The organism is Microbacterium sp. LCT-H2, from assembly GCF_001866135.1.
Classification (GTDB): domain Bacteria; phylum Actinomycetota; class Actinomycetes; order Actinomycetales; family Microbacteriaceae; genus Microbacterium.
On record NZ_MODW01000004.1, the window covers coordinates 38,688 to 51,166 of the forward strand.

Sequence of the window (12,479 nt, forward strand, 5' to 3'; positions counted from 1 at the left end):
CGGAGGGCGCTAACGTGAAGGGCATCCGTCGACCCGGCGGAGACCGTCGTCCCTCCAGGAGGCCGCAGGTGACCACCTCGCCCGGCGGCCGCGTGCTCCCCGTCGCGCGCGCCACCCGCACGGGACTCATCGCGCTCGCGGTGCCGCATCTGGAGGAGCCGTACTTCGCGGAGCTCGGCTCGCGCATCGTCCGCGGCGCCGACGATCGGGGCCTGGCGGTGCTCATCGTGCAGACCGAGGGCGATCACGGCCGCGAGATCGACGTCGCCAACGGCGTCGGCCTGCCGCCCATCGACGGGCTCATCCACATCCCGCGCTCGCTCACGGTCGCCGACCTCACGCGCCGCACCTCCCCCGGGCCGCTCGTGCTGCTGGGCGAGCACATCCAGGTGAGCCCGTTCACGCACGTCACGATCGACAACCGCGCCGCCGCCTACACCGCCACCGAGCATCTGGTGGCGGTGGGGTGCCGTCGCATCGGCTTCGTCGGACGCCGCGACGCCCGCCCCTCGGACGCCGCCGACCGCCGGCATGCGGGGTATCTGGAGGCCCTGGCGGCCGCCGGCATCCCGGCTGACCCCGCGCTCACCGCGCAGGTCGACGCCTTCACGGCGGAGGAGGGTGAGCGCGTGGCGGGCGCCATGGCCACCGCGATCCCCGATCTCGACGGCATCGTCTGCTCGAACGACTCGGTCGCCCTCGGTGCGCTGGCCGCTCTCCAGGCCCAGGGGCGGAGCGTGCCGGGCGACGTCGCCGTCGTCGGCATCGACGACATCCGGGCCGCGCGCTTCGCCGTGCCCGCCCTCAGCACCATCGCCCCCGACCACGCCCGCCTCGTGGACGCGGCGTTCACGGAGCTCGAACGGCAGATCGCCGCGCCGCCGGGGGCGGATCTGCCGGTGCGGCATGTGACGGTCGGCGCCCGGCTGATCCCGCGGGCGAGCACGGCCCGATGACGGCGGCGGACTCAATCCGCGAGGGCCGTCGCGAGAGCACGCTCGTCGCCGCCGTCCCGCGGCGCGACGTGCAGGGTGCCGACGTGGGCCGCGAGCAGCTCCCGCGCGCCGTCGTCGAGGCCGTCGTCGGTGACCAGGCGGTCGATGTCGCTGAGATCGGCGACGGTCGTGAGCCCGACCACGCCCCAGCGGGTGTGCTCCGCGAGGACGACGACCTCACGCCCCGCAGCCATGAGCGCCCGGTTGGTCTCGGCCTCCAGCAGGTTCATGGTCGTGATGCCGGCCTGCTCGTCGAGGCCGTGAGCGTCGAGGAACACGAGGTCGCAGTGCAGGTGCTCCAGGGCGCGGACCGCGACCGGCCCGACGAGGGCCTGAGAGGGCGTGCGCACGCCCCCGGTGAGCACGACCGTCTGCGTGTACGGGGCGTCGGCGCGGTCCGGTGGCGAGAACAGGTCGGAGACCGGCAGGGCGTTCGTGACGATCGTGAGCTCGGGAACGCGCACGAGCTCCCGTGCGAGCGCCAGGGCCGTGGGTCCGCCGGAGATGCCGACCGCCATGCCGGGCTCCACGAGGTCCGAGGCCGCCGCGACGATCGCCCGCCGTTCGGCCGAGGCCGCCGGAGCCGGAACCAGACGTTGGAGGCCCCGCGCCCGCACGCCGCCGCGGATGCGCTCGACCGCGCCCTCCTCGGCCAGCTGGTCGATGTCGCGCCGCACGGTCATCTCGCTCACCTGCAGCGTGGCCGCGAGCTCGCCGATGGAGGCGGTACCGCGATCGCGGGTCAGGGCGAGGATGCGCTCGCGGCGTTCCGTGACCAGCACGCGGTCTCCTTCCGATGGAGCCTCCAGTCTGCCACGCACCCCCGCCCGTCCCACTCCCGGAACAGGATCCCTCAGCCCGCATGACCTTCCCCGAGCCCTACGCCACCTGGTTCCCCGATGCCGCGTTCGACGGCAGCTATGGGCGGACCGAAGCCGACCTCCGTGCTGCCCGGCCGGTACCCGCGCCGCCCGGGTTCGCCGACCGCTGGCGGCGCTGGCGGCGCGAGGCGGCCGCGATGGACGCCGCCCCCGTCGTCCTCTCCACCTCCGAGGAGCAGGGACGCCGGGTGTCCGTCGTCGAGCATGCCGGCGTCGACGGTGTACGGCTGCGGGCCTGGGTGGTCGAGCCCCTCGACGGCCCTCCCCGCGCCGGGGTCGTGCACGGGCACGGCTACGGGGGTCGGGAGGCGGTCGATCTCGCCCGGGTGCCGGACGACGTCGCGGCGATCTATCCCGTCGCCCGCGGGCTCGGCGTGCTGAACGCCGGTGTGGGTGCACCCGAGCCGACCCCGGAACACGTGCTCGCGGGCATCGACGATCCGGAGCGCTACGTGCTCGGCCTCTGCGCGCGTGACCTGTGGCTGGCGGCCGACGTCCTCGTCTCGGTCGTCGGGGCGTTTCCTCTCTACTACGTCGGAGAGAGCTTCGGCGGCGGCATCGGCGCGCTCGCCCTGCCGTGGGACGACCGGTTCGTGGGGGCCACCCTCATCGTGCCGAGCTTCGGCCAGTACGACGAGCGGCTGGCGGTGCCCTGCCTGGGGAGCGGGGAGACCGTGCGTCAGCACGTGCAGCGCCACCCCGAGGCCCGCGAAGTGCTGCGCTGGTTCGACTCCTCCACCGCGATCGGGTTCACGGAGGTGCCGGTCCGCGTGGAGGCGGCCCTGTGGGACCAGTACGTGCCGCCGCAGGGGCAGTTCGCGGTCGCCGCCGGGGCCCGTGACCTCGACCTGGCAGTGCTTCCCGCCGGTCACGCCGAGTACCCGGGGTCGGCGGAGGTGACGGCGAGCGCCATCCGCGGCGGGCGCGCGCACCTGGAGCGCGTGCTCGCCGGCTGACGCCCGTCGCGCGCGCGTCCTCCTCCGCGCAGGAGAGCACTGGACGCAACCTGTCATAACAGGTACAGTAAGCTTGTCATTACAGGTTGCGCGACGACGCAGCACCCGTTTCGAGGAGCATGGATGCCCGAGTACCAGACCCCGCCGATCTCCCCGATGGCGATCGCCTTGGACGCCGAGAAGCTGACGCTCTCCCCCGAAGGCCCCACGCTGACCCGGCGGATGTCCGACCTCGAGGGCCTGTTCCGCGACCACGACGCGTGGGCGACCGCCGCCGCGGGCGACGACCCGATCGTCTACACGGTCGTCAGCTCCCCGGTCCCCGAGATCGAGCGGGAGCTGCCGCAGTCGATCACCACGATCATGCCCGGCGACACGGGCGGCGAGCTCTGGATGACCAAGGGCCACCAGCACCCCGACCACCAGGGCGAGATCTACCTCGCGCTGCACGGCCGCGGCGGGCTGCTCATGTTCGACGGCGAGCGCACCGAATGGCTCGACATGCTCCCGGGCACCATCGGCTACATCCCGCCGGGCTGGGCGCACCGCTCCGTGAACACGGGGGACGAGCCGTACTCCTTCCTCGCCGTGTACCCCGGCGGCGCCGGCCACGACTACGGCTGGGTGCTGGAGCACGGCATGGGCTCGCGGGCGTTCCGCGCGGAGTCCGGCGTCGACCTGCGCCCCTACGCGGAATAGGCTCCGGCCATGATCATCGCCCACGACCTCGGTACCACCGGGAACAAGGCGTCCCTGCACCACGACGACGGCCGCCTGATCGCCGCGGTCACCGTGCCCTACCCGGCCCACTTCGCGGCGGGCGGCGTCGCCGAGCAGGACCCGGCCGACTGGTGGCACGCGGTCGTCACGGCGACCCGCGACCTCCTCTCGCGCACCGGCACCGCCGCTGCGGAGGTCGCCGGCCTCGTGGTCAGCGGACAGATGATGGGCGCCGTGCTGCTCGACGCCGACGGCGAGCCCGCACGACCGGCCATCATCTGGGCCGACACCCGCGCCGGCGTCCAGCAGCGCGAGCTCGAGGCGGCGGTCGGCGCCGAGCGCGCCTACGGGATCCTCGGCCACCGTCTGAACCCCACCTACTCGATCGAGAAGATCATGTGGGTGCGCGACAACGAACCCGAGGTGTGGGAGCGCGTGCGCCGGGTGTGCGTCGCCAAGGATTTCATCGTGCTGCGGCTGACCGGGCGGCTCGCCACGGACCGCTCGGACGCGTCCGGCACCAACGCCTACGACCAGGTCGCGGGCACGTGGTCCCCGGAGATCCTCGCCGCGGCGCGGCTGGACCCCGCCCTGTTCCCCGAGATCCTGGAGTCGACGCAGATCGCGGGACCGCTCACGCCCGCCGCGGCCGAGGCGCTCGGACTGCACACGGGCGTCCAGGTCGTGATGGGCGGGGGCGACGGACCGCTCGCCGCGGTCGGCTCCGGCGTCGTGGCCCCGGAGGACGGCGCCTACGTGTGCCTCGGCACCTCCTCGTGGATCTCCTTCGCGGCGGACGCCCCGCTGCACGACCCCGCGATGCGGACCTTCACGTTCGACAACGTCGTCCCCGCGTCCTTCGTGCCGACCGCGACCATGCAGGCCGGCGGCGCCTCGGTGCAGTGGATCGCCGAAGCCCTCTCCGTCGACCCCGCGCACCCCGAGACGGGGCGCCTCGTCGCCGAGGCCGCGAGCGACATCGACACCGACGACCTCTACTTCCTCCCCTACCTGCTCGGCGAGCGCTCCCCGCTGTGGGACCCGGATGCGCGCGGGGCCTTCGTCGGCCTCGCCCGCCACCACGGGCGGGCCCACCTCGTGCGCGCGGTCCTGGAGGGGACGGCGTTCAACCTCCTCACCTGCATCCAGGCGTTCCGGGAGGCCGGCGCGACGATCGACCGCATCGACGCCGTCGGCGGCGGGGCGCAGAGCGACGTCTACCTCGCCGTCCTCGCCGACGTGTGGGGCGTGCCGGTGCGACGCCGCACGATCGTGGAGGAGGCGAACAGCCTCGGTGCCGCGGTCACGGGAGCCGTCGGCCTCGGTCTCACCGACTTCTCTGCCGCCCGGGCGCTCAGTGAGGTCACCGCCGAGTTCACGCCCGATCCGTCCCGGCATGCGGTCTACGCCGAGCGCCACGCCCGCTTCACCGACTCGTACACGGCGCTCGCGCCGTGGTTCGCGGGAAGGCCCCGCTGATGGGCGTCATCCTCGTCACGAGCCGCTCCTTCTCGGACGGCGACCTCGACCTGGTCGGACGCGCCGCGCAGGCCGGACACCGCATCCTCCGCGGGCCGGCCCACCACGACCTCGACGAGCTGGGCGTGCTGCTGCACGGCGCCGACGCCTGGATCGCCGGCACCGGACCGGTCACCGACGCGCACCTCGCTGCCGGCCCGAAGCTCAAGGTCGTGGCGCGCTACGGGGTCGGCACGGAGGCGGTGGACCTCACGGCGGCGCGCGACCGCGGTATCCCGGTCACGAACACCCCGGGCGCGAACGCGGATGCGGTCGCCGACCACGCGGTCGGCCTCATGCTCGCCGCCCTGCGCACCATCCCGGACGGCGACCGCCGCGTGCGGAACGGCGACTGGAGTGTGCGCCGCGGGCGGGAGCTCGGGGCCGCGACCGTCGGCATCGTCGGCTTCGGGCGGATCGGCCAGGGGGTCGCGCGGCGACTGGGCGGGTTCGGTCCGCGGCTGCTCGCCTCCGACCCGTTCCTGCCCGCCGACCTCGTGCGGGACCGCAGCGCCGAACCCGTCGACCTCGACGACCTGTTCCGCACCGCCGATGTGATCACCCTGCACGCCCCCGGCGGGCAGCAGCTCGTCGACGCCGACCGCCTCTCCGGGATGCGACCGGGGACCGTGCTCGTCAACACCGCCCGCGGCGACCTCGTGGACGAGCAGGCCGTGGCCGACGCGCTCCGCGACGGCATCCTCGCCGGGTACGCGGCCGACACGCTCGACGGCGACACCGCCGCGCACGACAGCCCCCTGCTCGCCGCGGACCTCGCCGACCGTGTCATCGTCACCCCGCACCTCGGCGCCCAGACCACCCAGGCCGTCGACAACATGGGGGCGCTGTCCCTCGACGACGTGATCGCCGTCCTCCGCGGCGCCGACCCCGCCCACCTCGTCTCCGTCCCCGCGTCCGCCCCCGAGGAGAACCGATGACCACCGCAGCGACGTCCGCCCCCGCCACCGCCGACTACATGGGCTTCGTCGGCGTCACCACCGCCTCGTCGTCGATCATGAAGGTGTTCCCGCTGTGGGCCGACATCCTCGGCCTCCCCACCCGGACCCTCGTCGGCCACGACCTGCCGATGGATGCCGACCCCGCGCAGTACCGCGCCATGGTCGAGCAGATCCGCGACGACCCGCACCACCGCGGCGCGCTGGTCACCACGCACAAGATGAACGTGTACGCGGCGGCGTCCGACCTGTTCGACGAGCTCGACCCGTTCGCCGTGTCCTGCGCCGAGGTCTCCAGCATCGCCAAGCGCGGGTCCACGCTGTCCGGCCGTGCGAAGGACCCGATCACGGTCGACCTGGCGCTGCGCGACTTCCTCCCCGCCGACCACTTCGCGCGCACCGGGGCCGAGGTCGTGATCCTGGGTGCGGGCGGATCGGGCACCGCGCTGAGCTGGGCCCTCGCCGAGCGGGAGGATGCCCCGGCCCTCATCACCGTCACCGCGCGCACGCAGGACAAGCTCGACCACCTCCGCGAGGTGCACCGCCAGCACGGCACCCCCGAGGGACTCCTCCGCTACGTCGTCACCGAGACACCGGAGGAGGCCGACGCCCTGGTCGCCGCCGCGCCCGCGGGATCGGTCATCGCGAACGCCACCGGGCTCGGCAAGGACCGCCCAGGCTCCCCGCTGACCGACGCCGTCGTGTTCCCCGAGGGCGCGTACGTGTGGGAGTTCAACTACCGCGGCTCGCTGGAGTTCCTGCACCAGGCCGAAGCCCAGGAGGACGATCGCGCGCTGCACGTGGTCGACGGCTGGCGGTACTTCATCCACGGCTGGTCGCAGGTCGTGGCGGACGTGTTCGACCTCGACCTCACGCCCGAGACCGTCGAGCGCCTCGCGGAGGCCGCGGAGTCGGTGCGCTGATGCCCGCCGTGCGGACCGTCCTCGGCGATCTCGACCCGTCGCGGCTCGGGCGCGTGGACTACCACGAGCACCTCTTCCAGGTGTCGCCGCTGCTGGTCGGGGACGAGCTCGACGACGAGGCCGCGTCCGGCGAGGAGGCCGGTCTGCTGCGGGCGAGCGGCTTCGAGGCCATGGTCGACGCCACCCCGTTCGGCCTCGGGCGCGACCCGGCCGCCGTCGCCCGCATCAGCGCCGCGACCGGACTGCACGTGGTCGCCACGACGGGTCGGCACCGCGAGGCGCACTACGGCGCCGATCATCCGATGCAGGTGTGGGGCGCCGACCGCCTCGCCGCCCTGTTCGTGTCCGACCTCACGCGGGGAATGCCGGCGGACGACGCCGCGGTGTTCGAGACGCCCGAGGTACCCCTCGCGGCGGGTCCCGATGGGCAGCCGGTGCGCGCCGGCATGCTCAAGGGCGGGGCCGACTACTGGCGCCTCAGTCCATTCGAGCGCACGACCCTCGTCGCCGTGGCTCAGGCGCACCGGGAGACCGGAGCCCCCGTCATGGTGCATCTGGAGTTCGGCACCGCGGCCCACGAGGTCCTCGATCTGCTGGGCGCCGAGGGGGTGCCGGCGGAGCGCGTCGTGCTGGCCCACGCCGACCGCGACCCCGATCCCGGTCTGCACGTCGCGTTGGCCGAGCGCGGTGCCCACCTCGGGTACGACGGCTTCGCCCGCCCGCGCACCCGCTCCGACGCCGAGCTGCTGGCCCTCACAGTCGCCGTGGTGGAGCGAGGAGTCGGCGACCGGATCCTGCTCGGGGGCGACGTCGCCCGGCGCACCCGGTACATCGCCTACGGCGGCATGCCGGGTCTCGCCTACCTCGGCGACCGCTACCTTCCGCGGCTTCGCGAGGCCGTGGGCGACGACGCCGTGCACCGGATGCTCGTGACCACGCCGGCGCGCTTCCTGGCCCTCCGCACCTGATCACCCGAACCCGAGGAGTCGTCATGCCCGAACCCACCGTCCTCCACGCCGTCTTCACCGCGCAGCCGGGAGCCGCCGACCAGGTCGCCGCGCTGCTGCGGGACTTCGCCGAGGTGGTCCGCGCCGAGGAGGGCAACATCGTCTTCGACGCCCACCGCCTCGTCGACGACCCTGACCGCTTCTTCGTCTACGAGGTCTACCGCGACGAGGACGCCTTCCAGGCCCACCTGCACGCGCCCGCCGGCATCCCCTTCAACGCCGCCCTGCAGGAACTCATCGTCGAGCCCACCTCGATCCTCACCTTCCTCCGCCCCCTCTGACCCCCTCCTCCCCCCTTCTCTCCCTCTCCGCATCTCCGTCTCTCCGCCTCTCCGTCTCTCCGCCTCTCCGTCTCCCCGTCCCCGTCTCCCCGTTTCACCTGCACGACCCCGCGACGCCCGCACGCCCATTCGGGCCGCCGCGTCGTGCGCCCGTCCCCCGGCCGTGCATCCGTCCCTCGTCGTCCCGCCCGTCATCCGGGGACGGTCCCCTCGGGCTGACCGTCCCTGCCCCGAACGGCTCCCCTCGGCCATCCGGTTTCACCTGCACGACCCCGTCACGACTGCACGACCGAACTACCACTCCGGCCACACATCGGTCCCCACGTCGTGCATCCGGCCACGCATCGGTCCCCTCCCAGGCCCAGGCCGAGACCCCACCCGACTCCGGACCCGGTTCGTCTGCACGACCCCGACGCGGGTGCACGAGGAAACCGGGGATCCGATCGTGCAGTCGCCCCGGGATCGTGCAGCCGGACCCACGGACCACGGACCCGGAGCCGGAGTTCCCCACACACGACGAAGCCCCCCGCCCGAAGGCGAGGGGCTCCGCCGTGCGGGTCACTCGTAGAGGACCGCGGCGATCTTGTCGTCGTCGATGTTGTTCTTGTCGTACCAGTAGGAACCGGTGTCGTAGAACTCCTCGACGTCGTCGCCGTTGGCCGCGTCGTAGGCCGCCTGCACGACCTGGGCGCCGATGCCGATCGGGTCCTGCGTGATGGCGCCGGCCATGGTGCCGTCCTTGATGGCGTTGATCTGGGCCGCACCGGAGTCGAAGCCGACGATGGTGATCTTGCCCTTCTCGAGGCCGAGCTCGTTCACGGCGTTCACGACGCCGATGGCCGAGCCCTCGTTGGTGCCGTAGATGCCCTTGAGGTCGGGGTGGGCCGCGATGAGCGTCTTGGCGATGTCGGCCGACTTCAGGTGGTCGCCGTCACCGTACTGGATGTCGACGATCTCGATGTCGGGGTAGTCTGCCTCGATCTTCTCGACGAAGCCGTCGCGACGCTCGACACCCGTCGAGTTGATCTGCGAGTGGCCGACGATGGCGACCTCGCCCTCGCCGCCGATCAGCTCGGCCATGTGCTCGGCCGCCAGTGCGCCGGCGACCTTGCTGTCCGTCGCGGAGAGGCTGAGTCCGACGTCGCCGTTGCACGGGGCGTCGAAGTAGACGACGGGGATGTCCTTCGACTTCGCCTGCTCGAGCGGGGCGACGCACGCCTCGGGGTCGAGGGCGGCGTAGGCGATGGCGTCCGGGTTCTTGTCGATCGCGGCGGTCAGCATCTCGAGCTGCTGCGCGATCTCGGTCTCGGCGGCCGGGCCCTCGAAGGTGATCTTGACGCCCAGCTCCTGGGCCTTCTCCTCCGCGCCCTTCTTGACGGCCTGCCAGAACTGGTGCTGGAAGCCCTTCGAGACCATGGCGATGTACATCTCGCCGTCGCTGCTGCCGGTGTCGCCACCCGAGCCCTCTTCGATCACGTCGCCGCCGCCGGCACAGCCGGCGAACACGAGCGCGGATGCGGCCACGAGTGCCGCGAATGCGGTCTTCTTGCCGAATTTCATGGAAACTCCGTTGTTCTGTGTGGGTGCCGGCCAGGACCGGCGGGTGGACATTCGTGGTGCCTGTGCGGAGGGTTTCCGCGGGTTCCGGCCGGAGCCGGGGACGGCGGCGGGCACGGGTTTCGCCGCCGCCGTGTCTCAGGTCCGCTGGCGGTTGCGCAGCGAGTCGAGGAAGACGGCCAGCAGGACGACGACGCCGACGACGATGTTCTGCCACTCGGGCTGGATCGACATGATCCGGAGGCCGTTGACGAGGACGCTCATGATGAGCGCACCGATCACGGTTCCGAGGATCGAGCCGCGGCCGCCGAGCAGCGAGGTGCCGCCGATGATCACTGCCGCGATGGCCTGCAGCTCGTAGCCGGTGCCGATCTGCGGCTGCGCCGAGTCGAGGCGGGCGGCGATCACGATGCCCGCGATGCCGGTGAAGGCGCCGGCGAACATGTAGATGAGGATCGTCCAGCGGCGGGTGTTGACGCCGGAGAGGCGCGTGGCCTCCTCGTTCGACCCGATCGCGAAGGTGTAGCGGCCGAGCAGCGTCTTCGACAGCACGAGCCAGGCGACGATCGCGAGGGCCGCGGTGATGAGCACCGCGTTCGGGATGCCGGGGATGAGCACGCCGAGCGCGATCTTCTTGAAGTCGGGAGCCGAGGTCGAGAAGTAGATCGGCGCGACGTTCGAGATGACGAGGGCGAGGCCGCCGGCGATCATCATCATCGCCAGCGTCGCGATGAACGGAGGCAGCCGCAGGAACGTGATGTTGACGCCGTTCACCAGACCCATGAGCACACCGGTCGCGATGCCGCCGAGCACGCCCACCCACACCGGCAGGCCCAGGTTGGTGATGAGGACGCCCGTCATCACGGCGCAGAGCGCCATGCCGGTGCCGATCGACAGATCGATACCGCCCGTGATGATGACGAACGTCGTGCCGAGGGCGAGGATGCCGATGACCGCGGTCGACAGCAGCACCGTGGCGATGTTGCTGAAGGTGAAGAAGTTCGGGCTGGCGATCGAGAAGAAGATGACCAGGACGATCAGGGTGCCGAACGCGAGCGACTGCTGGAACTGCCGCTTGAGGAACCCGGCGACGTCGCGCTTGTCGGTGTCCTCGTTGACGGCCGTCTGGATGATCGTCGTCGTCGACGATCCGGACTGCTGTGGGGTGCTCATCAGTCTTCCTCCCCGTGGGCTGCGAGTTGCATGATCTTCTCCTGGCTGGCTTCCTCGTTGCGGAGCGTCCCGGTGATGCGGCCGTTCGCGAACACGGCGATGCGGTTCGCGACCCGGAGGATCTCGGGGAGCTCCGACGAGATGACGATGATGGACTTGCCCGCGTCGGCGAGCTGCTGCATGAGGCGGTAGATCTCCTCCTTCGCGCCGACGTCGATGCCTCGCGTCGGCTCGTCGAAGATGAGGATGTCGCAGTCGCGCATCAGCCACCGGGCGATGACGACCTTCTGCTGGTTCCCTCCGGAGAGGAGCTTGACGACCTGGTTGACCGAGGGGGTCTTCACCCGCAGCTGCTGGACGTACTCCTTGGTGCGGTTCTTGGCCTTGCTGTCGCCCATCCAGCCGATGCCGTTGGCGTAGGAGCCGAGCGACGCGAGCACGGTGTTGAAGGTGACGTCCTGCTCGAGCATGAGGCCGAGCAGCTTGCGGTCCTCGGAGAGGTAGCCGACGCCGTGCTTGACCGCGTCCGCGGGCTGCGCGATGCGGACGGTGCGCCCGCCGATCGTGATCGTGCCGCCGTCGCGGTGGTCCGCGCCGATGACGGCACGGGCGGTCTCGGTGCGGCCGGCGCCCATGAGGCCGGCGAATCCGAGGATCTCGCCCTTGTGCAGCTGGAACGACACGTCCTTGAGGAGCTTCCGCGTGGAGAGCCCCTGCACGTCGAGCACGATCGGGTCGTTGAGGTGCTCCCGCGCCTGCGGGCGGGTGCCCTCGTCGATCACGCGGCCAACCATCATCTCGATGATCGTCGGGATCGTGATCTCGGACTTGTCGAGTGATCCGATGTATGTGCCGTCGCGGAGCACGGTCACCCGGTCCGCCAGGCGGCGCAGCTCGTCCATGCGGTGCGAGATGTACACGATGCCGGTGCCGCGGGCCTTGAGCTGCTCGATGAGGACGAAGAGGGTCTCGACCTCGCTGTCGGTGAGGGCCGACGTCGGCTCGTCCATGATGAGGACCTTGGCGTTGAAGGACAGCGCCTTGGCGATCTCGACCATCTGCTGCTCGGCCACCGTCAGCTCGCCCACGCGCTGGCGCGGGTCGAGGTGGATGTCGAGGCGCTGCAGCAGCTCCGCCGTCTGCCGGTTGAGCTTCCGCTCCGACAGGAACGGGCCCGTCGTGGGCTCGCGGCCGACGTAGATGTTCTGCGCGACCGTGAGGTCGGGCATCAGGTTGAGCTCCTGGTGGATGATCGTGATCCCCAGCTCCTGCGCCTGCAGCGGGCTGGTGAGCTCGACCTCCTGCCCCTCGAACGTGATCGTGCCCTCGTCCTTGGTGTAGATCCCGGAGAGGATCTTCATCAGGGTGGACTTGCCGGCACCGTTCTCACCCACGAGCACGAGCACCTCGCCGGCGCGCACCTCGAGATGCACGTCCTTCAGCGCCTGGACACCGGGGAATCCCTTGCTGATCCCCTCGACCCTCAGGATGGGTCCACTCATGCGCTCACCT

At 71.7% G+C, this 12,479-nt stretch carries 12 protein-coding genes; 8 read left to right on the top strand and 4 right to left on the bottom strand.

Annotation, left to right across the window (positions count from 1 at the left end):
- The first annotated feature begins 68 nt into the window (after positions 1 to 68).
- The gene (locus tag BK819_RS10895; RefSeq protein ID WP_256209446.1) at positions 69 to 956 is read left to right on the top strand and encodes a LacI family DNA-binding transcriptional regulator; all 888 of its coding nucleotides are present in this window, start codon (positions 69 to 71) and stop codon (positions 954 to 956) included.
- Between the two features lie 11 nt (positions 957 to 967).
- Here BK819_RS10895 and BK819_RS10900 read toward each other — a convergent pair whose 3' ends face one another.
- Complete coding sequence (locus BK819_RS10900; RefSeq protein WP_071329168.1) at positions 968 to 1,777, bottom strand: DeoR/GlpR family DNA-binding transcription regulator; 810 nt, start codon at positions 1,775 to 1,777, stop codon at positions 968 to 970.
- Positions 1,778 to 1,857: 80 nt separating this feature from the next.
- On the opposite strand from BK819_RS10900, the gene BK819_RS10905 reads away from it, so the two are divergent.
- The 7 genes from BK819_RS10905 (at position 1,858) to BK819_RS17080 (ending at position 8,237) form a co-directional block, all read left to right on the top strand.
- The gene (locus BK819_RS10905; RefSeq protein WP_071329169.1) at positions 1,858 to 2,832 is read left to right on the top strand and encodes an acetylxylan esterase; all 975 of its coding nucleotides are present in this window, start codon (positions 1,858 to 1,860) and stop codon (positions 2,830 to 2,832) included.
- Between the two features lie 123 nt (positions 2,833 to 2,955).
- Positions 2,956 to 3,531, top strand: coding sequence for a glucose-6-phosphate isomerase family protein (locus BK819_RS10910; protein ID WP_071329170.1), 576 nt, complete (start codon positions 2,956 to 2,958; stop codon positions 3,529 to 3,531).
- 9 nt (positions 3,532 to 3,540) lie between these two features.
- The gene (gene xylB, locus BK819_RS10915) at positions 3,541 to 5,031 is read left to right on the top strand and encodes a xylulokinase (RefSeq protein ID WP_071329171.1); all 1,491 of its coding nucleotides are present in this window, start codon (positions 3,541 to 3,543) and stop codon (positions 5,029 to 5,031) included.
- Positions 5,031 to 6,008, top strand: a complete 978-nt coding sequence (locus BK819_RS10920; protein WP_256209447.1) for a phosphoglycerate dehydrogenase — start codon at positions 5,031 to 5,033, stop codon at positions 6,006 to 6,008. The genes xylB and BK819_RS10920 overlap by 1 nt, the downstream gene beginning before the upstream one ends.
- A complete protein-coding gene (locus BK819_RS10925; RefSeq protein WP_071329172.1) occupies positions 6,005 to 6,949 on the top strand; it encodes a shikimate dehydrogenase in 945 nt (314 codons plus the stop codon). Before BK819_RS10920 ends, BK819_RS10925 begins: the two co-directional genes overlap by 4 nt.
- The gene (locus BK819_RS10930) at positions 6,949 to 7,917 is read left to right on the top strand and encodes a phosphotriesterase (RefSeq protein WP_071329173.1); all 969 of its coding nucleotides are present in this window, start codon (positions 6,949 to 6,951) and stop codon (positions 7,915 to 7,917) included. The genes BK819_RS10925 and BK819_RS10930 overlap by 1 nt, the downstream gene beginning before the upstream one ends.
- Before the next feature lie 23 nt (positions 7,918 to 7,940).
- A complete protein-coding gene (locus tag BK819_RS17080; protein ID WP_071329174.1) occupies positions 7,941 to 8,237 on the top strand; it encodes a putative quinol monooxygenase in 297 nt (98 codons plus the stop codon).
- Positions 8,238 to 8,795: 558 nt separating this feature from the next.
- On the opposite strand, the gene BK819_RS10940 is transcribed toward BK819_RS17080, so the two are convergent.
- The 3 genes from BK819_RS10940 to BK819_RS10950 form a co-directional block, all read right to left on the bottom strand.
- On the bottom strand, positions 8,796 to 9,797 hold the full coding sequence (locus BK819_RS10940; protein ID WP_071329175.1) for an ABC transporter substrate-binding protein: 1,002 nt from the start codon (positions 9,795 to 9,797) through the stop codon (positions 8,796 to 8,798).
- 135 nt (positions 9,798 to 9,932) lie between these two features.
- Entirely contained in the window at positions 9,933 to 10,967 is a 1,035-nt protein-coding gene (locus BK819_RS10945) for an ABC transporter permease (protein WP_025105378.1), read from the bottom strand.
- Positions 10,967 to 12,469, bottom strand: a complete 1,503-nt coding sequence (locus tag BK819_RS10950; RefSeq protein ID WP_025105377.1) for a sugar ABC transporter ATP-binding protein — start codon at positions 12,467 to 12,469, stop codon at positions 10,967 to 10,969. Before BK819_RS10950 ends, BK819_RS10945 begins: the two co-directional genes overlap by 1 nt.
- Positions 12,470 to 12,479 lie beyond the last annotated feature (10 nt).